Below are 22423 nucleotides of genomic sequence, written 5' to 3' on the forward strand. Positions count from 1 at the left end.
GTCTTTGCTTTAAAAACAAAAAAAGCCCAAGCAAAATGCTTGGGCTTCTATGATATCGCTAATTAGTTCGACATTTGAACAATCAGCTTATTCATACGCGATACAAACGTTGCAGGGTCATCCAATTGACCGCCTTCTGCTAGGGTCGCCTGTTCGTATAATAACCAAGCCATGTCTGCAAAACGTTCTTCATCAGATTCTGCATCCATCTTCTGAACGATCGGGTGATCAGGGTTCACTTCCAATGATGGCTTAGATTCAGGCAATTGTTGGCCCGCTTGTTCCAACAAACGACGCATTTGTAGACCCATATCAAACTCACCAACCACCAAACACGCTGGTGAGTTCGTTAGACGGTCGGTACTGTTAACCGAAGTCACTTTTTCCTCTAGTACAGACTTCATGCGATCCAGCAATGGTTTGATTTGCTCAGCCTTTTGCTCTTTCTCTTTCTTCTGCTCTTCCGACTCTTCGACCTCAATATCAAGCTTGCCCTTCGTTACGTCTTGGAATGACTTGCCGTCAAACTCACGTAGGGAAGACATCATCCACTCGTCAATACGATCACTTAGCAGCAACACTTCATAGCCTTTTTTACGCAATACTTCTAAATGCGGGCTGTTTTTCGCTGTATTGTGATTTTCAGCGTAGATGTAGTAGATCTTATCTTGACCTTCAGGCATACGCTCAACGTAGTCTTTTAACGACTCAGTTTGCGCAGACTTGTCAGTATGCGTAGTACTAAAACGAAGCAGCTCGGCAATCTTGTCTTTGTTACCAAAGTCATCCGCTGGACCTTCTTTTAGTACGTTACCGAATTGATCCCAGAATTTCTGGTATGTTTCAGCATCGTTTTTCGCCATTTTCGACAACATGTCCAATACACGTTTTGTCAAAGCAGAACGCATTGAGTCTACCGCGTTATCATTTTGCAGGATTTCACGAGAAACGTTCAAAGACAGATCGTTTGAATCAATGACACCTTTTACAAAGCGCATATAAGGTGGCAAAAATGCTTCCGCGTCATCCATGATGAAGACACGCTGAACGTAAAGTTTCAAGCCGCGTAGCATGTCTCGGTTCCAAAGATCCTGAGGTGCTTTCGCTGGAATGTAAAGCAAGCTAGTGTACTCAAGCTTACCCTCGACCTTGTTATGCGACCACTTCAACGGATCTTGGTAGTCATGAGACACATGCTTGTAGAACTCTTTGTACTCTTCGTCACTGACTTCACTACGAGGACGAGTCCAAAGAGCTTTAGCTGAGTTTACCGCTTCCCAAGTTGGCTCAGAATCATCAGCCTCTTTGACATTACCTTCTTCGTCGTATGAAGGCATTGGCACTTTTAGCATTTCAACCGGAATCGAAATATGATCAGAGTACTTAGAAACAAGTGAACGTAGACGCCAGTTGTCCGCGAACTCTTTACCTTCCTCTTTTAGATGAAGAGTAATACGTGTGCCACGGGTATCTTTATCGATAGCTTCGATAGTGAAATCGCCAGTACCTTCAGATTCCCAACGAACTGCTTCATCACTGCCCGCGCGACGTGTATCAACAGTAACCTTGTCAGCAACAATAAATGCTGAATAGAAGCCGACACCAAATTGACCAATCAATTGGCTGTCTTTTTTCTGGTCACCACTTAGTTGCTCTAGAAAATGAGCGGTTCCCGATTTTGCAATCGTACCTAGGTTTGAGATCGCCTCTTCACGACTCATACCAATACCATTGTCATCGATTGTGATAGTACCAGCGTTCGCATCAAAACCAATGCGTACGCGCAAGTTTGGATCGTCAGACAAAAGATCCGCGTTAGATACGGCTTCAAAACGTAGTTTATCTACGGCATCTGATGCGTTCGAGATCAACTCACGTAGAAAGATTTCTTTGTTTGAGTACAAAGAATGGATCATTAAATGAAGCAATTGCTTTACTTCAGTCTGAAATCCTAAGGTTTCTTTTTGAGTTTCAGTTGTCATGTTTCCCCATGCTCCTTCGTTTACAACACACGCGCAAACGCGCATAACTTGATGATGTTTAACGATATGGAGGCATGGAAAAATAATTCAAGGCAGAAAAATTAGCGTTTATGAATAATTGTAAAACCATCACCGATTGGTAGAAGGCTGGAATCGACTTCTGAATCTTGATGAACTCGATCATTTAACGCACGAACGATACGTGTATCTTTGTCATCAAACGCCTCATCCGCGACATTGCCCCACCACAGGGTGTTATCAATCACCATACAGCCACCTGAGCGTAGCAGTTGCTTACCCATGTCATAGTAAGCCAGCAGATTGGCTTTATCGGCATCGACAAAAATAAAATCAAAAGTACCGATCTCATCAATAAGCAGCGCTGCCATGGACGCTTTGGCATCACAACAACGCGTTTCAACTTGCTCTGCAAGTCCTGCCATTTCAATGTGCTTATTGGCGATATCAAGCCACATTTGCTTTTTATCAAACGCCAGTAGCTTAGCGTCTTTAGCAAGCTTCAACCCCATAGAAATAGTGCTGTAGCCAGTAAACACACCGATTTCTAAAACTTTTTTTGGCTTCTGTAGGGCAATCAACAAACCAAGGAATTGCCCCACTTCTGGGGAAAGCGCCATACGCGCCATATGATATTGCGCTGTCTCACGACGCAGCGCTTCAAGCACCTCATGCTCGTTGACGGAGTGCTTAATCAGATATTCGTATAAACGATCATCCACCTGTACCGTACGGTTTATAGGTGGATTGTCATCGGAGACTTGTTTCGGAAAATTAGGAAGCATGGGATTTAATTACCAGTCCACGACTTAAAGTTTTAAAGGTTTTTGAACGGAATTCGCGACGATACAAGACAGCGACTACCATCAAGCTAGCGGCCATACAAAAATAAGGATCAAGGAACCAAGCAGAAAATGCCATGGCAAAATAGTAGGCACGCAAACCGTAGTTGAACTGGTTAGCGGCCAAACTACACACTTTGGCCATATGCATAGCATACAATTCACGCTCACTTTCCTCGACACCACGCTCGGTGGCCAAGGGGGCACTGCCCACCAACACTGAGCAAAAGTTGTACTGACGTACAGACCAAGTAAAGGTAAAAAAGGCATACACAAAAATCACCACCAAAACGATGATTTTCAACTCCCATTCAGTTTGGCTCATTGGCGCCAAAAAGTAGAAGTCATTAATAATGCCCATAGCTTGCTCCGAATAGCTAAAGGCGGTAAACAGTCCGGCAATGATTAGCAAACTACTGGACGCAAAAAACAGACTGCTTCGTTCTAAATTCGCCATGACCGACGCATCAGCAATGCGGTTGTCTCGACGTAAAAGGCGCGACATCCACGCCAAGCGAAACTGATGGAGAACACTTACTAAACAGGTACGGCGCTTAGAATTATATTGGGCATAGAACGCATACCCCCACCAGCAGCCAAAAAATATCGCCAGAGTAACCACATTGACCGGATCAAAAATTTGCACGAGTGGATTGGTGTCCATATAAGTGTTAAGGCCTTTTAAAAAATAGGAAAAGAATCTTGCGCACATTATATCTAAGTTTGGTCGAATCCCCTCGTTCATTTAATCTATTTTTTCAGATTTCGTAATTAATAAGAAACGGTTTAATTAATTCATGTAGATATTGAAATAAAATCAGTTAAACAAGAAAAGAAGAAATTGACTATTGTCAATCTTCTGAGTTTCAGGCTATTCTGAAATTGTTGTTTAATCAAAGGCGCTTCATATGATTCATACGTTGCTGGTTACATTGCTGATTCCACTGATTATGCTGTTTAGCGTCAGTGTTAAGGCTGTAGATAGCACAGAGCACAGCCTGCTCAAGGGAGGCTTGCTTGAATCCGTCTACGAAGTACCGACCGCAGAAGTGGCACCTGACATTGATCATGCCATAGCGTTTACTAGTCAGAGCGCATCCTGCGAACCAAACCGCAGCAAAATAATTTGGGTCGACGAATCTCACCCTATAAACAACGTTTCTAGTTGGTTCTGTCGCGGTCCACCGAAAATATAGTTATTTCCAGTTAGCTTTTTTATTTACTGAAATAATTATTTTTGAGGTACTTCTTATGAAAACTCTTACTTACACTTCGACAAAAGACATCCATAACCTAACTTGGCCTGAAGTTGAACATGATGTTGGCCTGTACACACCAGCTCTTCGTGTTTTCACTGATTTCAAAGATGCCAGCCCACGCTTAATCGAACCCAACGTTCGTGCTGAAGTGCTGGTAGACATCATGAAGAAAGAGCATGTGCGCATGAAAATCGTGGTGGACTCTTTAAATAACTTCCTTGGCGTTGTGAGTTTAGAGGACCTATCCGAAGAAGCGTTTATCAAACACATCGCAAATGGCTATGTTCGTGATGAGTTGCTAGCCATCGACCTAATGCGACCTAAAGAAGACCTTCTTGCTGTTACTTACAAATCACTCAGCAATAGTGACATTGAGTCGCTCATCGTTAGCCAGAAAAGCAATCACCACCAGCACCTTTTAGTGGTTGATGAAGAAACCATGAGTATTCGTGGTCTAGTCTCCGCTAACGATATCGTACGTCAGCTTCAATTAAACATTGACGTTGCCACTTCTACGAGCTTCGCTAAGCTAAATGATGTGCTGGAGCATGAGTACGCTAATAGCAAACGCATCCGCGTTGCTTAACCCCAAGCCCGACAGGTTTAACTTAAAAGGTCAGCACTAGCTGACCTTTTTTTGCACCCAGTAATAGTACAAGTCGCCTTGCTGCTCTTGCTTCACTAATGGATGACCTAAAAAGTTACAGAATTTAGGTATATCGCGCTCAGTTGAAGGGTCTGTCGCAATTATTTTAACCACTTCGCCAGGTGACATCTTACGAACCACCCCATGTAGCATCATCACAGGTTCAGGACAGTAAAGCCCTTGCGTATCTAAAACTTTGTCATGGTCAGACAAACTACTACCCTCTTTCATAAAATTAATTTCAAGCCCGTTAAAAATGCCTTGATATGTCCCGATAGACATTCCATCACCTGATCTGGCGACTTATTATAACGTTTAAGCACATGAAAATCGTGATCAGCACCCTCAATCCACTGGATATCAATATTGCTTGGCAACTGCTGTTGACTCACCCAGACACGATCACCTAAGGCATCTCGTGTTCCTTGGAGAATCAGATATGGAACATTTTCACTGCTAGCCAAGTTAATTAAGCGATGTTTCTCTGGCTTCTTGGCAGGATAAAAAGGGAAACCAAGCGCTATGCAGGCCTTCACATTATGAGTTTGACAAAGCTCAGCAATGATACGACTCCCCATCGACTTACCCAGCAAAATCATCGGTTCATTCCGATCCAAAGAAGCTGCGACTTCTTCGACCAACTTAGGCAGTCTCGGTGGTGGACGTTTTGTCCCCGTATGCTCCATATCCTTCATGTATTCAAGGGTAATGGGCTCAATCTGGATGTTCAAATCCGCCTCTAGGCAGGCTTTAAATCGGGTTAGAAAATCACTCTGATGCCCAGCACCAGAACCGTGAAGTAGATAAAGTTTCATCATATCGTTTGAAAACGTTGCTCTGTGACAAGGAATATCCACAAAGCAAGCTATGTTCCTATTCTTTAAAATGTGAAAAGACTTAGAATCAATTTTGCTAGTTTACCGCTGTTGGAATTAGAAGGAAGGTCCGACTGCTCCGTTCGTTTGTTTCGAAGTATCGACACCCGCCTTTCCAATAAAAACAGCATTATCTTTAACAAGATCTATCACTCAACGTGGTTTGTGGAAGAAACTATGAGCACAGCTTTTGATCACCCAACATACAACTATCGAGTGGTGCGCGCATTCACCATTATGACGGTGGTATGGGGCGTAGTAGGCATGGCTATCGGCGTATTAATTGCGTCACAATTGGTATGGCCAGACCTACTCGCTAACATACCTTACCTTCACTTTGGACGTTTACGCCCACTTCACACTAACGCAGTCATCTTCGGTTTCGGGGGTTCTGCCTTGTTTGCAACGTCGTACTATGTTGTACAACGTACCACACAAGCAAGACTCTTTTCTGACGTTTTAGCAGGATTCACCTTCTGGGGCTGGCAAATTATCATTGTTGCCGCAGCCATCACACTACCGCTTGGTTACACTCAAACGAAAGAGTACGCCGAGTTAGAGTGGCCAATTGATATTATGATCACATTGGTTTGGGTGGCATATGCAGTGAACTTCTTTGGGACTATTGCCAAGCGTAAGATGAAACACATCTACGTGGCAAACTGGTTCTTCGGAGCGTTCATCATCACCGTTGCCGTGCTACATATCGGTAACAGTGCCGTCGTACCTGTGGGAGCATTAAAATCCTACTCCGTTTACTCAGGTGCAGCCGATGCTATGGTGCAATGGTGGTACGGTCATAATGCTGTAGGTTTCTTCCTAACGGCAGGCTTCCTAGGCATGATGTATTACTTCGTACCTAAGCAAGCTGGTCGTCCTGTGTTCTCGTACCGTCTCTCAATCGTCCACTTCTGGGCGTTGATTTCACTGTACATTTGGGCTGGCCCTCACCATCTACACTACACTGCACTGCCTAACTGGACTCAAAGCTTAGGCATGGTAATGTCGCTGATCCTTCTAGCACCATCTTGGGGCGGTATGATCAACGGTGTTATGACGCTATCAGGTGCTTGGCACAAACTTCGCCATGACCCAATCCTACGCTTCCTAGTGGTGTCATTGTCTTTCTATGGTATGTCTACCTTCGAAGGCCCAATGATGTCTATTAAGACAGTGAACGCTTTGTCTCACTATACTGACTGGACAATTGGTCACGTACACGCAGGCGCTCTAGGCTGGGTAGCGATGGTAAGTATCGGTTCTGTATACCACCTACTGCCTGCAGTTCTTGGTTTAAAACCAGGTGCCATGTACTCAACTCGCTTGATCAACGTTCACTTCTGGCTAGCAACGATTGGTACGGTACTATACATCGCATCAATGTGGGTGAACGGTATCATGCAAGGTCTAATGTGGCGTGCATTTAACAATGACGGCTCATTGACTTACAGCTTCGTAGAAGCGGTTGATGCAAGTTACCCAGGCTGGTTTGTTCGTGTTCTAGGTGGCGGCGTGTTCCTACTTGGTATGCTGCTAATGTCTTACAACACTTACATGACAGTGCGTTCGGCAAAAGGCCAAGAAACTGAAGCTTTCAACGCCGATACTCAAACAGCATAGGGGTTTAACACATGCGCCATGAAGTAATTGAAAAAAATATGGGGCTCATGATCATCCTTATCGTCGTTGCGATCAGCTTCGGCGCTTTGGTTGAGATCATCCCTCTATTCTTTATGAAACAAACCACTCAGCCAGTAGAGAATCTACAACCTCTAACAGCGCTTGAGTTAGAAGGTCGTGATATCTACCAGCGTGAAGGCTGCCTAAGCTGTCACACACAGATGATTCGTCCTTTCCGTGCAGAAACGGAGCGTTATGGACCATACAGCGTTGCTGGCGAGTCTGTTTACGATCACCCATTCCTATGGGGATCTAAACGTACTGGCCCTGACCTAGCTCGTGTTGGTCAGCGTTACAGCGACGAGTGGCACCGCGCTCACTTGTACAACCCACGCGACGTAGTACCAGAATCAAATATGCCAAGCTTCCCTTGGTTATTTGAAAACAAAATTGATGGCAATGACACTGCCAACAAGATGACGGCACTGCGTATTGTTGGCGTACCTTACACTGATGAGCAAATCGCATCAGCGAAATCAGAAGTACGTGGCAAACGTGAAATCGACGCTCTCGTTGCTTACCTGCAACAATTGGGCACAGTGATCGAACGATAGGGTCATAACATGGACATTAATACGCTAAGAGCACTTGCTACTCCGATTGCATTTATTGCTTTCATCGGAATCATTGTCTGGACATTCAGTAAAGGCCGTAAAGGTGGTTTCGATGAAGCTGCTAACCTTCCTTTCGCAGATGACGACGATGATGTAAGTGTCGCGCAGCGCGAGTCATCCGTGGAGAAGAAGACAAATGAATGAATTAAGTTCTTTTTGGAGCGGCTGGGTCATTGTGATCTCGCTGGGCTCTATTTTGGGAAGCTTCTTGTTGTTAACCATTGTTCGTAAAGGGCAACGCTTTAACTCAGAAACTACTCAAACAGTTGGCCATGAATTTGATGGCATCGAAGAGTATGACAACCCTCTACCACGTTGGTGGTACTGGATGTACGTTCTAACCGTTGTGTTTGCACTAGGTTATCTAGCGCTTTACCCAGGACTAGGCAACTTCAAGGGCATGCTGGGATGGTCTCAAGAATCTGCTTATGACCGTGAGGTTGCTAAAGCTGAGGCCGAGTTCGGTCCTATGTTTGCGCAATTCTCGCAAACGCCGATCGAGGAGCTAGCTCAAAACGATCAAGCAATGCGTATCGGTCAACGTTTGTTTGCCAACAACTGTGCTCAATGTCACGGCTCAGCGGCAACAGGTGGCTATGGCTTCCCCAACCTTACTGATAACGATTGGTTGTACGGTGGCGATGCAGCGGCCATTTCTCAAACCATTCTGAATGGCCGTATGGCCGCCATGCCTGCATGGGGTCCAATGCTGGGTGAAGATGGCGTACATAACGTAGCGCAATATGTACTGAGCCTTTCAGGTCGTGAAACAGACGCTCAAGCGGCACAGCAAGGCCAACAAGTGTATGCAACGAACTGTATCGCTTGTCATGGTGCAGAAGGTAAAGGTAACCACCTATTCGGTGCACCAAACCTAACTGACAACATCTGGTTATACGGCGGTAGCGAGCAACAAGTCATGCAAACTATTCGTAACGGTCGTAACGGTCAGATGCCAGCTTGGGAAGGCATCCTAGGCAAAGACAAAGCGCACGTCGTGGCAGGCTATGTCTACAGCCTATCAAATCAGTAATTCTCTGATGTGTATCAAAAGGGTGTGACCGAAAGGCACACCCTTTTTTTATTAAAAATTGTAATATTAGACAGTACTTAAACGAGCCTGTTGAACGTTAAGGAATGCAGCATGAGCGAGAAAATACCTGTTCAGAATGTCGAGCCAGAAACGGTTGAATTCGACCTATACGAAAAGCGCAAAAAAATTTACACCCGTGCCGTTTCAGGTTTTTTTCAGAAGATCCGAACCCGCGCTCTGTGGATATTAATGCTTGGCTACTTCTTAACGCCCTGGTTCAACTGGCACGATCGACAAGGCGTACTATTTGATTTGCCTGCTCGTCAGTTTCATATCTTTGGCATCACTTTCTTCCCGCAAGACTTTTTCTTACTGGCATGGGTGCTGATCATTTGTGCCTTTGGTCTATTCTTTGTCACCACGCTTTTTGGCCGTGTTTGGTGTGGCTACACCTGTCCGCAAACTGTTTGGACCATGGTATTTATGTGGATTGAGGAAAAAACCGAAGGTTCACGTAATGCTCGCATGAAGCTTGACAAGGAGCCCATGTCGAAAAGTAAATTCATCAAAAAATTTAACAAGCATAGCTTGTGGATTCTATTTGGCTGGCTAACAGGCTTAACTTTCGTTGGCTACTTTACCCCTGTACGTGAGCTTGTGGTCGACCTATTTACTTTCCAAGCCCACCCCTGGGCCTACTTCTGGGTAGCATTTTTTACTGGCGCCACATACCTCTTTGCAGGTTGGATGCGTGAACAAGTCTGTACTTACATGTGTCCTTATGCTCGCTTCCAAGCGGTTATGTTTGACCCTGATACAATGGTAATTTCTTACGATTATAACCGCGGAGAAAAGCGCGGCCCACGTAAACGTAGCGCCGATCCAAAAGAACAAGGGCTAGGTGACTGTATTGACTGTAACCTATGTGTACACGTTTGCCCTGCCGGAATCGATATTCGTGACGGATTACAATACCAATGCATTGGTTGTGCCTTATGTGTCGATGCTTGTGATTCAATTATGGACAAGATGGGCTATGAGCGCGGTTTAGTCAGCTACACAACTGAGCGTCGTTTGGAAGGGAAAACCTCTCACATTATGCGCCCAAAAGCCATTGGCTATGCTATGTGTATGTTAGTCGTGGTGACCGCCTTCTTGTATTTTGCTGGTGATCGCGAGGCGCTTGGCTTAGATGTTATTCGTGACCGAAACCGCTTATTCAACACCACCCCGAGCGGCATGATTGAGAACATCTACACCATCAAGGTCATTAACATGGATCAAGCAGCCCATGATTTTGAGATTTCTGTTTCAGGCCTAGACAACATGAATATGATCGGCCGTAAAAACGTTAAGGTAAATGCGGGAGAGGTACGTACCGTGCCCTTCTCCATTCAAGTACCACCTACAGCACTAAATGAACAGCGCAACACAATTTTCTTTAAGGTGGAATCACAAGACCCTAACTATCCTGTTGAAAAGATCACAGAAAGTCGATTTATTGGTCCTGTATCAAAATAATGATCTATAAGCGGTGATAATATCACCGCTTATTCGCTTTTATATTGGAGTACCTTTATGTCAACAGCAGTTGCTAACCAGCCTTGGTACAAGCAGTTTTGGCCTTGGTTTATTATCAGTGTTCCTCTCTCTTCAGTTCTAGTAGCCGTCGTTCAAGTATACGCAGCTCTTAATTCTTCCAGCGATTTAGTAAAAGATGATTACTACAAAGAAGGCTTAGCCATCAACCAAGTCATCACCCAACGTGAAGCAGCCAAGTCAATGGGTATCGAAGCGAACCTCCGCCTTGATAACCTGACAGGCGAACTGTTGCTGAACACCAAAAACGCTACGGCACCTGAACTGACTGCTCTGTTTGCTCATGCAGCCGTTTCCAGTAAAGATTTCACAGTCACTTTTATACAGACCCATCCAAGTGAATACCGCGCTCAGCTCGAAAAACCTCTATCCGGCATTTGGAACGTCTACCTTGAATCCTCTAATGGTTGGCAACTTAATGGCCGTATAAACAGTGACATCCACGACCACCTTAACTTCAATCTATGAGCAGGGTTTGTTTTCACTGCGGGGATCCCATCCCCGCAGGTTTAGACATTGCTAGCGAACTCCAGAACGAGCATCGTGAATTTTGCTGTTTTGGCTGCCAAGCTATAGCAGAGCATATTTGCGGGGCGGATCTCTCCTTTTATTACCAGCGTCGCGATAATGCTAAAGGTACTCGACTTACTGAAGACAACAGCTCAGTATTCGACCTTTTATTAGATAAAGATTTGTACAATCAATATGTTCATCAAGGCACAGACGGGCATACCATACAGCTATCTTTATCAGGTATTACCTGCTCTGCCTGCGCTTGGCTGATTGAAAAGCACTTAAGCAAACAAGCGGGTATTCTCTCAGTACACGTTAACCTAAGCAGCGCTATCGCTACCATTACTTGGGATCCTGATAGCATAAGCATTCAACAGATCGCCAAAGAACTTTTATATATCGGTTATTCATCCCAACCCTACCTACCAGGTGAACAAGACGCCCTGCAAAGCAAAGAAAAAAAGCGGGCCATCATCCGTCTAGGCATTGCTGGCGTCGGTATGATGCAGGTTATGATGAGCGCTATCGCCATGTATGCTGGAGACATGCAAGGCATGGATGACATCTATCGTCAACTTCTTCGTGGAATCAGCTTTATTTTTGCCACCCCAGTGGTGTTGTACGCAGGCCTACCCTTTTATCGCGGTGCTCTACGTGATTTAAAAAATCGCCATTTCACTATGGACTTACCTGTTTCTCTAGGGATTTTACTGGCCTACGCATCCAGTGTGATGGCGCTGTACACTGAAACTGGCCATGTGTACTTTGATTCCGTGACCATGTTTATCTTTTTCTTGCTCATGGGACGCTTTCTAGAAACCGTCGCTCGCTCCTATCACCTAGGTGGACAACAACAAGCTAGTCTAGCCGCCATCAGAGTTCTGCGCGATGACCAACTACAAACCATACCATTGCAGCAACTCATTGTTGGCGATACGGCCATCATTGAGCCGGGGCAAACTTTTCCGGTAGATGGCATTTTACTCAGTGACTTCACCAGCGTTGATGAGTCCAGCCTTACAGGTGAATATTCACCCGTAAGCAAAAAACAGGGTGCGAACATTCATGCGCAAACAGTCAACATTGACCAACAAGCTCACTTACAAGTCACCGAAGTGGGGCAAAACACGAAAGCTGCGGCTATTTCGCGCATTACTGAGAGAGCTTTAAGCGAAAAACCAAAGGTGGCGATCATTGCCGATAAGGTCGCGCACTACTTTGTTATCGCCGTCTTAATCACGGCTTCTTTAACCTATGGTTTTTGGAGTTGGATGGGGGAAGACGAAGCCTACTGGATCATGGTCAGCGTTCTGGTCGTAACATGTCCTTGTGCATTATCCCTTGCTACCCCTGTCGCCCTGACCACAGTTACCAATGCTTTAAAACGGGCCGGATTTCTAATCACTCGCGGCCATGTGATTGAAGCACTAGCGACAACACAGCATATTGTCTTTGATAAAACGGGGACACTAACGTACGGCAGTTTCTCTATTACCCAAGTCGAACTGTACGATTTTAACTACTCGAAGGAGCAAGTACTTGGCATGATCAGTGGCTTGGAGCAGCATTCTAAGCACCCTATCGCAAAAACTTTCCAGCAGTTTGCACCTGCTAAGATCATGAACATTGAAAACCTTGCCAGCCAAGGGGTGAGCGGAGAATATCAAGGAGAACGTTTTTACTTTGGAAATCTAGCCTTACTGGAGTCGATCGGCCTGCCGTTGATTAGTAGTATAAATTCTAGCAAGGCACAGTTAGATCTTTATTTAGCGACTAAGAAACAGATATTTGCAAAAGTCACACTTTGTGATGCATTACGCCCTGAAGCGCAATCAGTGATTGCTTCTTTACGAGAGCAAGGTATCCGTGTCAGTCTGCTTACCGGTGATACACGAGAATCCGCGCAAAGCATTCTTGACCCAGAGTGGTTCGATGATTTTGAAACCCGTTGCTTACCTGATCAAAAATGGAACTGGATAAAAGCTCAATCTGGCAAAAACACGCTGATGATTGGTGACGGTCTTAACGACGTCCCTGCTCTAGCGGGCGCAACAACCTCCCTTGCAATGGGAGCCAGCTCAGACTTAGCCAAACTTCATGCTGATGCAATTTTACTCAGTGAACACCTGAGCACGATTCCAACAGCTTTAAAGGCCGCAAAAAATTGTCACAAAATCATTAAACAGAATTTGATTTGGGCGGCGGGCTACAACGCTACCTTATTGCCATTGGCTATTGCTGGTATGATTCCCCCTTGGGTGGCGGCTATCGGCATGGCCCTTAGCTCATTGATTGTTGTAGTAAATGCCACCAGACTTAACAAACTATAGGAACAAACATGGAAAGCCTATTTTTACTCATCCCAATTGCCGCCATCTTTGTGGTTATCGCCGTCGTTATTTTCATTTGGGCCGTAAAAGGCGATCAATTTGATGACCTAAATCGAGAAGGCGAACGCATACTTTTTGAAGACGATGAAACGGACAATAAGTCGTGATCTCCATCTTTTTTAGTGGCTTTTTGATCGGTTTGGCAGGTGCTGGCCACTGCTTAGGCATGTGTGGTGGTTTGGCTTCTATGCTATCTGTCGGACAAAGTTCGAGCGCTTTCAATATTGTTGCTTACAACTTAGGCCGCATCCTCTCATATGGGTTGTTCACCCTATTATTAGCAAGCACATTGCAGTTTGGTTTATCTGAATATTACAGCGCATTTATGCTGCCATTACGAACTTTTGCGGGCATCTTATTAGTCTTTATGGGCTTATATCTGTGCGGACTGTCACGATTAATTCTTCGCGTTGAATCCATAGGCCGTTATCTATGGCGTTTCATACAACCCACTGCCAAGTCTTTCCTACCGATCAAAAATCCTGCTCAAGCATTAGGCGCAGGTCTAGTATGGGGATGGTTACCCTGTGGACTGGTGTACTCCACCGTACTATGGGCCACTTCGCTTGGCTCCATTTCACTATCAATGGTCGCAATATTTGGCTTTGCTATGGGAACACTGCCGACCATGTTGCTAGCAGGATTCTTTGCCAAACAGCTTAAAAACCTATGGCAACAATTTCACTTAAAGTGGCTTTTTGGTTTTCTGATCATTATTTATGGTTTGTACAGCATCCCTTATTTCAAAAACCTGCTTTCTAACATTGGATAGTACCAACATTTGATCTACATCAGCGAGTAAATCAAAGATACGAGTAAACTCCCATTAGCAATTTTAATAGGAAACGTCGTTATGCTTTGGGACTCCAAACTTATCCAGAAATATAACCTTGCTGGGCCTCGTTATACGTCTTACCCAACTGCGCCACAGTTCACTACCGAGATCAGCAAGATGGAATTGATCGGTAAGATGTTAGAGCCCTCGCGTTCACCGTTAAGCCTGTATTTTCACGTCCCCTTTTGTGCGCATCTTTGCTATTACTGCGCCTGCAATAAGATTGTTACTAAGCAATATGATAAAGGTGCGGAATATGTGGAGTTACTAGGCGAAGAAATGCGCTTGCGCGCCCTTATGATTGATCAATCACGCCCAGTAACACAATTACACTTTGGTGGTGGGACACCCACCTTCTTGAGTGAAGAAAATTTAGCAACGCTGTTCGATAATATCAAAGAGCACTTCAATCTTGTTAACGATGGCTCTCAGGACTACAGCATTGAGATTGATCCGCGTGAAGTTAATCGCTCTAAGTTAGAATTACTAAAAAGCCTCGGCTTTAATCGCGTTAGTCTCGGCATCCAAGATTTCAACGAAGATGTACAAAAAGCCATCCACCGCATACAGTCCTTAGAGCTTGTCACCGAAGTGATGTCGGACGTACGTGAGCTAGATTATCATTCAATTAACTTTGATCTGATTTACGGTTTACCGAAACAGACCCTAGAAGGCTTTAACGAAACCCTAGACAAAGTCATTGCCCTTTCACCAGATCGGATTTCGGTGTTTAACTATGCTCACCTACCACAACGTTTTGCTCCGCAACGACGTATTCTGGAAGAAGACCTGCCAACCCCAGATCAGAAACTGGCATTATTGAAACTAAGCATTGATAAGCTGACCGACGCTGGCTATGTCTACATTGGTATGGACCATTTCGCAAAACCGGATGATTCTCTGACCAAAGCGCAACAAGAAGGTCACCTGCAACGTAATTTCCAAGGCTATACGACGCATGCAGAGACCGATCTCCTAGCGTTTGGTGTATCTGCAATTAGCCAAGTAAGCAATGCTTATTTCCAAAATCATACCGACCTTTCGCTATATCAAAACAGCATCGAAAATGGCCAGCTGGCGATTATGAAAGGCTACATTAGCAGCAATGATGACCGTATTCGTCATGCCGTGATTATGCAGTTACTTTGCCATAACCAACTAAATAGCTCAGCAATTGAGGAACAGTTTGGTATTAATTTTAACGAATACTTTCATTCTGAACTGGATTCTTTAGGCAATCTGCAGGAAGATGGCGTCATAACGGTCTATTATGAAAACGCTAATATTCAAATAAACATTACAGAAGTTGGTCGTTTATTGGTTCGCTGTGTTTGCATGGTGTTTGATAAATACCTCACTTCTAATTCAAATTTCTCAAAAGTTATATAAATGACCCGATCGAGCTCAGGGAGAGTTACTATGGCAATTTCTAATTCCAACAACCGCTTCAGTAGCAAGTTGACTTCACAATGTCAGAACTGCAGCTTAAGCGCTCTTTGTTTGCCAATTGCGTTGGCGGATGAGGACGTAAACCGTTTAGATCAAATTATCGAGCGTAAACGCCCTTTGAAAAAGGGAGAAATCTTATTCCATCAAGGAGAAGAGTTTGATTCTGTTTTCGCTGTACGTACAGGCACATTGAAAACTTACAACATTACTAATTCTGGCGAAGAACAAATCACTGGTTTCTACTGCCCAAGTGAATTGGTAGGATTGAGCGGCATTGATGAAAACCACTACCCTGTTTCCGCAAAGGCACTGGAAACGACTACGGTATGTGAAATTCCATTTTCTCACCTTGAGCAACTATCATCGCAAATCCCTTCTCTTAAGCATCAACTTTTCCGATTGATGAGCCGTAAGATTTGTGACGATCAACAGATGATGGTGCTTTTAGGCAAAAAGAACGCAGATGAAAAAGTGGCGTCTTTCCTATTAAACCTTTCCCATCGATTCAAAAAGCGTGGCTACTCTGCAACGGCCTACCGTTTATCCATGTCTCGCGGAGAAATTGGTAACTACTTAGGTCTTGCCGTTGAAACCGTCAGTCGTGTAATGACTCGTTTCCAAAAGAACGGCTTGATTGATGTGGATGGTAAAGAGATTTCCATTATTAATCTTCCAGAAATGGAGAAACTCGTCGGAGCCGCTGGAGAATGTGCTACCATTGAGCATGTTTAATTAAGCTTTTATTAAGGTTTACCTATGCTATTTGACGACTTTTACTTTAAGTCTTTGATTCGTACCGTTGAAGATTGGCCAAAGCCAGGCATTAGCTTCCGTGACATCACGCCTATTTTTAGCAACCCTAAGGGGATGCGTATGGTGGTGGATGCGTATGTGCATCGTTACATTGACAGTGACATCACACACATTGCTTGTATTGATGCACGCGGTTTCTTGATTGCTTCAGTTTTGGCTTACGAATTGCGCAAACCTTTGGTATTGGTCCGTAAAAAAGGTAAATTACCAGGTAAAACCATTTCACAAGCTTATGACTTAGAATACGGTAGTGCTGAATTAGAAATCCAAGAAGACGCTTTGCACGAAGGTGCACAAGTGCTTCTGTTTGACGATCTGATTGCCACTGGTGGCACTTTAGTTGCTGCAATGAGCTTGTTAAAGCAGCAAGGCGCAACCATCAAAGAAGTGGCGGCAATTATTGATCTTCCTGATCTGGGTGGTAGTGCTAAAATCCAGGAAATGGACATTCCTGTGTTCGCATTATGTGCGTTTGAAGGTGAGTAACTCGCCTTCTCCAGCACAATAAAAAAGGTGGCCGAGGCCACCTTTTTTATTGCTTATCAGCGACACCGTCTTAGAACGTTGTGGAGATACCAATACCGATACTTTTGTTCATGTCAGGATCATCCGAGTAGCGCTCAAGATCCACATGCGTCATACCGTAACGCAAGAATACGCGAGCATTACGCAGGGTACGATATTCGCCGCGAATCTCAGCTTGGTAAACACTGTCGATGTTCTGGAACGACAATACTTTCGGAGCGTAGTACAAAGAACCTAACACGCTGAAACGGTTTGCTTTTGGGAAGGTGTAACGGTAAAAACCGCCAAGAGCCACCGCCATACCAGCATTATCAACGTCATACTCTGTATCAATCGCCAGCAAGCGCGCACCTAAGCCGATTTGGACTGGATAATCTTTCGCAGTATCGATGTCTTCGATGTGGGCACCGATGTAGCCGTATTTACCATCATCAGAATGGTACATACCACCAAGGTCTAAAAAGTATTTGCCTTGGTCCAGACTAAGATCCACTTTCACTGCATCATTGTTTAGGCTGCCTTCGATCGTATCCACCGCATGAGCAGAGAATGATACGGCCGCCCCAAGCACGACTGGTAAAATTTTCTTCATCGACATACTGCTTCCTTTAATGTTAAAGCTCGATAATATTTAAGCGTTTGAATGCGTCTTCCGATTGCTTCAAGCCTTTGAAGTCGAACAGCTCAGTATCCGCTAGATGAGACGGTACCACATTTTGAACTGCCGAGAACATAGTATCCACACGACCCGGGTATTGTTTCTCCCAGTTTTGAAGCATCTCTTTCACAACTTGACGCTGTAGATTCTCCTGAGAGCCACACAGATTGCAAGGGATGATCGGGAAAGACTTTAGTAAAGAATATTCTTCGATATCGGATTCTTTACAGTACGCTAATGGGCGAATTACTACATGCTTGCCATCATCGCTTAGTAGCTTAGGCGGCATAGCCTTCAACTTACCACCGAAAAACATGTTCAAAAACAAGGTTTCCAGAATGTCATCACGGTGGTGCCCCAATGCGATCTTAGTCGCACCAATTTCTTCCGCAAAACCGTAAAGAGAGCCACGACGCAGACGCGAACATAAACCGCACGTCGTTTTGCCCTCTGGCACCACTTCTTTTACAATGCTGTAAGTGTCTTTTTCTAGAATGTGGTAGCTCACACCTACCTGAGACAAGTACTCAGGCAAGATATGCTCAGGAAAGCCTGGTTGCTTTTGGTCAAGGTTGACCGCCACAATTTCAAAACTGATAGGCGCACTACGCTGTAGGTTCATTAAAATATCCAGCATAGTGTAAGAGTCTTTACCACCGGATAAACACACCATCACCTTGTCACCTTCTTCAATCATATTGAAGTCAGCAATCGCTTGACCAGTTAGGCGGCGTAGGCGTTTTTGAAGCTTGTTCAGCTCAAGTTTTTCTTTACGATCGATCTCAGAAGTCATTCTTTATTACCATAAAACAGATGCGCGCTATCTTACTACAACCACTTTCGCGAAGCATCCTATGAACCCGTTCGTTCAAAGGGAATTAAAGGAATTTACTTCTTTTTCAAAAATGTCAGCGGCGCTCGACAGCTACGGCAGATGTACTGAGTGCCCCGCTCTGCACGCCCATGGCGATGCGCCGTGAATTCGTGTGTTTGGCATTGGCACTGATAAAGGAAGGCGTTTCGCGCTTTTGGGACATCAAAATCATGGGTACGATGGGCTTCCACATTAAATAAATGCTCCATCACCGCAATCCATTCTTTGCCATGAGGTCGAACCTTGGCACCAAACACTTGGTGCACGACGATATGCGCCACTTCGTGAGGCACCACATTATCGATAAACTTCTGAGGGTCTTGCTGCAGCATAAAGGTATTAAAGCGCATTTCGTTGCGCTGCATGTAAGCAGTGCCCGCGGTGCGTCCACGCTGCTTAAAATTATAGCTGGGGGGCTTTAATTTAATCTTGAAGTAACGCTCAGCACTGTCTATGCTCTCTTGAATCTTGGCATCAATCTGCTGTGTATATTGACTCAGAGCTAACTTAGTCATGGGACTCCTTGGCTAAGTTTAAGGGCTGAAATAATGATTCCGCATTTAGGCTCGTTAACAGCTCTTTGCTCAACCCTGTAATACGACTTAGAGACGCTAGCGAGCTAGGCTTAGCTTCAAATACTTTATGCAATTGTACATCGGACAAATGCTCCGACACTCGATTTGCCACACTCCAATGCAGCAATTGATGCCAGCCACGCTGGCTGTATTGGCTTATATCCGTATCTTTTAGCGCTGGATAAAACCAATCCGAAGTGATAATAAGTTGCTCTTCGGCACGTAGCACGCGTCGACTTTTCTCCGCCAAGGCAACGGCAAAAGGCGACATGCTTTGTTGCAGCAAATAGCCTTTGGCCAATAACAGACGCACTACCGCTTTCCATTGCGTCTCATCTAATGCCTTTCCCTGACCAAACAACGGATGCTGCTCTAAGGCAAAATTAGTCACGCTTTTAATGGGCTTACCCAATAGGCAATTGATTAACGAAGAAAACGGCACCACCCCTTTGGTGTGATAGACCAAACTTAATAGCTTCTGCGCTGCCACGGTGACATTGTGCTGTTTTGATTGCTGCAGACAGCGATCACAATTACCACAGTTCTTTTCAGAGATCTCTGAGAACGCCGCCAGCAAAGATGTGCGTCGGCAAGCGGTGTGCTCCAAACAATCCATTAGACGCCAGAATTCATCTTCTAATTGCTCTTGTCGTACGAATTGCCACGTCTGCAAAATATCCTGCAAACCGTAAAACAACAAAGCTTGCGCCGGTCGCCCATCACGTCCAGCACGACCGATCTCCTGAGCGTAATTTTCAACCGATAATGGTAAGTCCATGTGCACCACAAAACGCACATGTTCCAAATCAACGCCCATACCGTAAGCGGTGGTGGCGACCAATACCTGCACAGCGCCATTGGCAAACTTTTGATGGGCCTGATCACGCTCCGAGGGAGATAGATTGGCATGATAACAATTGGCCAAAATACCCTGCTCATTTAGCCACTGGGTTAATTCTTCAGTTTTACTGCGAGAGCGGCAATAAATAATGCCTGGCTGCGCCATGCCATCTTTCATTAGGAACGAAAGCAACTGTTGTTTCGCTCGTCGCTTTTGTGACACTTGCAAACGGATATTGGGGCGGTTAACGCTCTCTCGCACCACTTTAGGAGCATTTAGCTGTAATGCGTCGCTGACTTGAGTTTGTTTTTCAGGCAACAAAGTACCGGTTAAAGCAATCACGGGAGCATTCGGAAAGATATCTTTCAAGCAACCTAATTGTGCGTATTCAGGGCGAAATTGACTGCCCCAACGCAATACACAGTGAGCTTCGTCTATCGCGATACAGGACACATCTATGTCTTCTAGCAAACCTATCACACTGGTCTGCAGCAGCTTCTCAGGTGACATGTAAAGAATTTCAACGTCCCCATGCCGTAAGCGCCAATAAAGATCGTTTTGCTCCGCCCCATTCTGCGTTGAGTTAAGAAATTCTGCTTTGATGCCTAGCTGCTGTAATTGCGTCACTTGCTGTTGCATGATGGCAATCAAGGGACTCACAACAAGCCCTACCCCAGGACGAGCCAGTGCCGCTACTTGGTAGATGGCGGACTTGCCTGCCCCCGTTGGCAGCAAGGCTAGCACATCGTCACCCTGTAATAAGGATTCAACACAAATCTGCTGTGATCCTATAAAGTCTTGATAACCCAAACGCTGTAAAGCATTTTGGGCCAAATCAAGCGCAACAGAATCGATTTTGATCGGCTTGCTCATGGTTTTTTAGTACTGATGTGTTTAAACTGTGTCGCGATTGAATAATAGGAAAACCTAAATGCAACACCAACCTCTTGATGACCTAGAACTAGAAGAACTAGAAAACTTTTTGGACTCTGATGCTGTTCACGAAGATTGCCAGAATTTTGTCATGGCACACGGTTTTTTAACAGCCCTAGCGATCAGCCCAGAAGCACCAGCACCGTCGCAGTGGTTGCCTGTCGTATTCGAAGAAACACCGCAGTTTACCTCTGAAAAGGAACAAAAGCACATTGAGAATCTATTGATTCGCCTTTTTGCTGACCTTCAGAAAGAACTTGAGTCCGAAGATGACTTCCTAGTGCCTTGTGATATCGAAGTCAGCCAGAACCCAGAAGAGCTAAGCGAGCTGGAAGAATGGGCATCAGGCTTTATGGAAGGCGTGTTCTTCACTGAGCGTTACTGGTTTGAGTCTGAAAAAGAAGAGGAAGTTGCCGAGTGCCTACTCCCCTTTATGGTGGCATCTGGCCTATTTGAAGACGAAGAAGTACAGCAAATCCGCGAAAGTGAGAAGCTAACTCAATCTTGTATTGACCAGATCCCACAATTAGTAACGGATCTATTCTTGATCTTGCGTACTGAACCTGAGAAAAAAGCCTTTAAACCTAAGCCACAAAGCAAGGGCAAAGGAAATGGAAAAGGCGCTAAAAAACGCTAATTCGGCTGTTCAAATAAAAAGAAGCCGCATTCAAACGAATGCGGCTTTTTAATACTTCCTAAGAAGGGGAAACCGATCCTACTTAGGTGGCCACTGGCTTAATGGTTACCACCTAACGACTCTAGTTGCTGAATCTGTTCATCACTAAGTAATTCATAGAACTTATGTCGAACTTCAGCCTGTTGGACATCCAACTTCACCATCAGTTCACTGCGCTGTTCGGCCAGATCTTCGATTTGATCTACGTAATCATCGTCTTTTGGATTCAACGCAATCATTGGCTGACTTAACTTTTGCATATCCTTCACCACATTCTGGCGATCTTCGCGAGCTTCCGCAAACAACTTGCTAGCTTCCGCTTTGCTCTTCGCATCCATTTGTAACGACAAGGCCATGCGATCAAGCATCTGTTCAGAATAAGGGTCCACCATTCGTGGCGCATGTTGTGCTTGGGCCTTTGCTTGTGGAGCCGAGCTTTCCGCTAGAGAAGTAGTCGCAACTGAAGCAGTCATGACGGCGGCTATTCCCATTGCAGCCAATTTGAACGTTTTTCCATTGAACTTAGTCATAATTGCACCTCTTTGGTGTTTGCTTGTGATGGTTTCATTATGAACAGATCAGTGTCAGTGTGTGTCAAACTCACGAAATGCAAAGTAAAGAATAACCACCAAACCAGTCATATTTACTCAATCTGTCACGCAGAAAGTGAAACATGCACCAGGATGCGTATTGCAAACAAATTCCAAAACATTCAGTTAAACAAACAGATCGTCATTACATTAAATAGGTATAGCAAGTAGCTATGTGAGTTATGCAAAAACATAAGTAGAAG

The 22423-nt window shown here is 44.8% G+C and carries 25 protein-coding genes; 15 read left to right on the forward strand and 10 right to left on the reverse strand.

Annotation, left to right across the window (positions count from 1 at the left end):
* Window positions 1-62: 62 nt before the first annotated feature.
* The 3 genes from htpG to ASC49_RS09155 form a co-directional block, all read right to left on the reverse strand.
* The gene (htpG, locus tag ASC49_RS09145) at window positions 63-1982 is read right to left on the reverse strand and encodes a molecular chaperone HtpG (protein ID WP_055462946.1); all 1920 of its coding nucleotides are present in this window, start codon (window positions 1980-1982) and stop codon (window positions 63-65) included.
* Window positions 1983-2083: 101 nt separating this feature from the next.
* Complete coding sequence (locus tag ASC49_RS09150; RefSeq protein ID WP_055462947.1) at window positions 2084-2785, reverse strand: O-methyltransferase; 702 nt, start codon at window positions 2783-2785, stop codon at window positions 2084-2086.
* Window positions 2775-3506, reverse strand: a complete 732-nt coding sequence (locus ASC49_RS09155) for a DUF599 domain-containing protein (RefSeq protein WP_055462948.1) — start codon at window positions 3504-3506, stop codon at window positions 2775-2777. Before ASC49_RS09155 ends, ASC49_RS09150 begins: the two co-directional genes overlap by 11 nt.
* A 244-nt stretch (window positions 3507-3750) precedes the next feature.
* Here ASC49_RS09155 and ASC49_RS09160 point away from each other — a divergent pair, with 244 nt between their 5' ends.
* Both ASC49_RS09160 and ASC49_RS09165 read left to right on the forward strand, forming a co-directional pair.
* Window positions 3751-4038 (forward strand): hypothetical protein, encoded by a 288-nt coding sequence (locus ASC49_RS09160; RefSeq protein WP_055462949.1) that lies wholly within the window; start codon window positions 3751-3753, stop codon window positions 4036-4038.
* 55 nt (window positions 4039-4093) lie between these two features.
* Window positions 4094-4687, forward strand: a complete 594-nt coding sequence (locus ASC49_RS09165; protein ID WP_055462950.1) for a CBS domain-containing protein — start codon at window positions 4094-4096, stop codon at window positions 4685-4687.
* Between the two features lie 36 nt (window positions 4688-4723).
* Here ASC49_RS09165 and tusA read toward each other — a convergent pair whose 3' ends face one another.
* Window positions 4724-4978 carry a sulfurtransferase TusA gene (tusA, locus tag ASC49_RS09170; RefSeq protein WP_055462951.1) on the reverse strand — a complete coding sequence of 85 codons (255 nt, stop codon included), beginning with the start codon at window positions 4976-4978 and terminating at the stop codon, window positions 4724-4726.
* Window positions 4975-5565 (reverse strand): alpha/beta family hydrolase, encoded by a 591-nt coding sequence (locus ASC49_RS09175; RefSeq protein ID WP_055462952.1) that lies wholly within the window; start codon window positions 5563-5565, stop codon window positions 4975-4977. The genes tusA and ASC49_RS09175 overlap by 4 nt, the downstream gene beginning before the upstream one ends.
* Window positions 5566-5799: 234 nt before the next feature.
* Here ASC49_RS09175 and ccoN point away from each other — a divergent pair, with 234 nt between their 5' ends.
* The 12 genes from ccoN to ASC49_RS09235 all read left to right on the forward strand — a co-directional run bounded on the left by ccoN (window position 5800) and on the right by ASC49_RS09235 (window position 17034).
* Window positions 5800-7242: a cytochrome-c oxidase, cbb3-type subunit I gene (ccoN, locus tag ASC49_RS09180; RefSeq protein ID WP_055462953.1), complete on the forward strand. Its 1443-nt coding sequence runs from the start codon at window positions 5800-5802 to the stop codon at window positions 7240-7242.
* Between the two features lie 11 nt (window positions 7243-7253).
* The gene (gene ccoO, locus ASC49_RS09185; protein WP_055462954.1) at window positions 7254-7856 is read left to right on the forward strand and encodes a cytochrome-c oxidase, cbb3-type subunit II; all 603 of its coding nucleotides are present in this window, start codon (window positions 7254-7256) and stop codon (window positions 7854-7856) included.
* Between the two features lie 9 nt (window positions 7857-7865).
* Window positions 7866-8060 carry a cbb3-type cytochrome oxidase subunit 3 gene (locus ASC49_RS09190; RefSeq protein ID WP_055462955.1) on the forward strand — a complete coding sequence of 65 codons (195 nt, stop codon included), beginning with the start codon at window positions 7866-7868 and terminating at the stop codon, window positions 8058-8060.
* Window positions 8053-8949 carry a cytochrome-c oxidase, cbb3-type subunit III gene (gene ccoP, locus ASC49_RS09195; protein ID WP_055462956.1) on the forward strand — a complete coding sequence of 299 codons (897 nt, stop codon included), beginning with the start codon at window positions 8053-8055 and terminating at the stop codon, window positions 8947-8949. The genes ASC49_RS09190 and ccoP overlap by 8 nt, the downstream gene beginning before the upstream one ends.
* A 111-nt stretch (window positions 8950-9060) precedes the next feature.
* Window positions 9061-10470 carry a cytochrome c oxidase accessory protein CcoG gene (gene ccoG / locus ASC49_RS09200; RefSeq protein ID WP_055462957.1) on the forward strand — a complete coding sequence of 470 codons (1410 nt, stop codon included), beginning with the start codon at window positions 9061-9063 and terminating at the stop codon, window positions 10468-10470.
* A 57-nt stretch (window positions 10471-10527) separates the two neighbouring features.
* The gene (locus tag ASC49_RS09205; RefSeq protein WP_055462958.1) at window positions 10528-11016 is read left to right on the forward strand and encodes a FixH family protein; all 489 of its coding nucleotides are present in this window, start codon (window positions 10528-10530) and stop codon (window positions 11014-11016) included.
* Entirely contained in the window at window positions 11013-13391 is a 2379-nt protein-coding gene (locus tag ASC49_RS09210; RefSeq protein WP_055462959.1) for a heavy metal translocating P-type ATPase, read from the forward strand. The genes ASC49_RS09205 and ASC49_RS09210 overlap by 4 nt, the downstream gene beginning before the upstream one ends.
* An 8-nt stretch (window positions 13392-13399) precedes the next feature.
* Window positions 13400-13558, forward strand: a complete 159-nt coding sequence (gene ccoS, locus ASC49_RS09215) for a cbb3-type cytochrome oxidase assembly protein CcoS (RefSeq protein ID WP_055462960.1) — start codon at window positions 13400-13402, stop codon at window positions 13556-13558.
* A complete protein-coding gene (locus ASC49_RS09220; RefSeq protein ID WP_055462961.1) occupies window positions 13555-14223 on the forward strand; it encodes a sulfite exporter TauE/SafE family protein in 669 nt (222 codons plus the stop codon). The genes ccoS and ASC49_RS09220 overlap by 4 nt, the downstream gene beginning before the upstream one ends.
* A gap of 81 nt (window positions 14224-14304) precedes the next feature.
* The gene (hemN, locus tag ASC49_RS09225) at window positions 14305-15675 is read left to right on the forward strand and encodes an oxygen-independent coproporphyrinogen III oxidase (RefSeq protein WP_055462962.1); all 1371 of its coding nucleotides are present in this window, start codon (window positions 14305-14307) and stop codon (window positions 15673-15675) included.
* A gap of 30 nt (window positions 15676-15705) precedes the next feature.
* Window positions 15706-16467, forward strand: coding sequence for a fumarate/nitrate reduction transcriptional regulator Fnr (fnr, locus tag ASC49_RS09230; protein WP_055462963.1), 762 nt, complete (start codon window positions 15706-15708; stop codon window positions 16465-16467).
* Window positions 16468-16491: 24 nt separating this feature from the next.
* Window positions 16492-17034, forward strand: a complete 543-nt coding sequence (locus ASC49_RS09235) for an adenine phosphoribosyltransferase (RefSeq protein ID WP_055462964.1) — start codon at window positions 16492-16494, stop codon at window positions 17032-17034.
* 70 nt (window positions 17035-17104) lie between these two features.
* Here the strand turns inward: ASC49_RS09235 and ASC49_RS09240 are convergent, their stop codons facing one another.
* The 4 genes from ASC49_RS09240 to ASC49_RS09255 form a co-directional block, all read right to left on the reverse strand.
* On the reverse strand, window positions 17105-17671 hold the full coding sequence (locus ASC49_RS09240) for a YfaZ family outer membrane protein (protein WP_055462965.1): 567 nt from the start codon (window positions 17669-17671) through the stop codon (window positions 17105-17107).
* Window positions 17672-17687: 16 nt separating this feature from the next.
* Complete coding sequence (gene ttcA, locus ASC49_RS09245) at window positions 17688-18524, reverse strand: tRNA 2-thiocytidine(32) synthetase TtcA (protein WP_055462966.1); 837 nt, start codon at window positions 18522-18524, stop codon at window positions 17688-17690.
* Between the two features lie 95 nt (window positions 18525-18619).
* Window positions 18620-19120: a SprT family zinc-dependent metalloprotease gene (locus tag ASC49_RS09250; protein ID WP_055462967.1), complete on the reverse strand. Its 501-nt coding sequence runs from the start codon at window positions 19118-19120 to the stop codon at window positions 18620-18622.
* Window positions 19113-20894, reverse strand: coding sequence for a RecQ family ATP-dependent DNA helicase (locus ASC49_RS09255; RefSeq protein ID WP_055462968.1), 1782 nt, complete (start codon window positions 20892-20894; stop codon window positions 19113-19115). Before ASC49_RS09255 ends, ASC49_RS09250 begins: the two co-directional genes overlap by 8 nt.
* Window positions 20895-20952: 58 nt before the next feature.
* Here ASC49_RS09255 and ASC49_RS09260 point away from each other — a divergent pair, with 58 nt between their 5' ends.
* Window positions 20953-21591: a YecA/YgfB family protein gene (locus ASC49_RS09260; protein WP_055462969.1), complete on the forward strand. Its 639-nt coding sequence runs from the start codon at window positions 20953-20955 to the stop codon at window positions 21589-21591.
* Between the two features lie 98 nt (window positions 21592-21689).
* Here ASC49_RS09260 and ASC49_RS09265 read toward each other — a convergent pair whose 3' ends face one another.
* Window positions 21690-22160: a Spy/CpxP family protein refolding chaperone gene (locus ASC49_RS09265; protein ID WP_055462970.1), complete on the reverse strand. Its 471-nt coding sequence runs from the start codon at window positions 22158-22160 to the stop codon at window positions 21690-21692.
* Window positions 22161-22423 lie beyond the last annotated feature (263 nt).

The sequence above is a fragment of the Marinomonas fungiae genome, assembly GCF_001418205.1.
Lineage (GTDB): Bacteria > Pseudomonadota > Gammaproteobacteria > Pseudomonadales > Marinomonadaceae > Marinomonas > Marinomonas fungiae.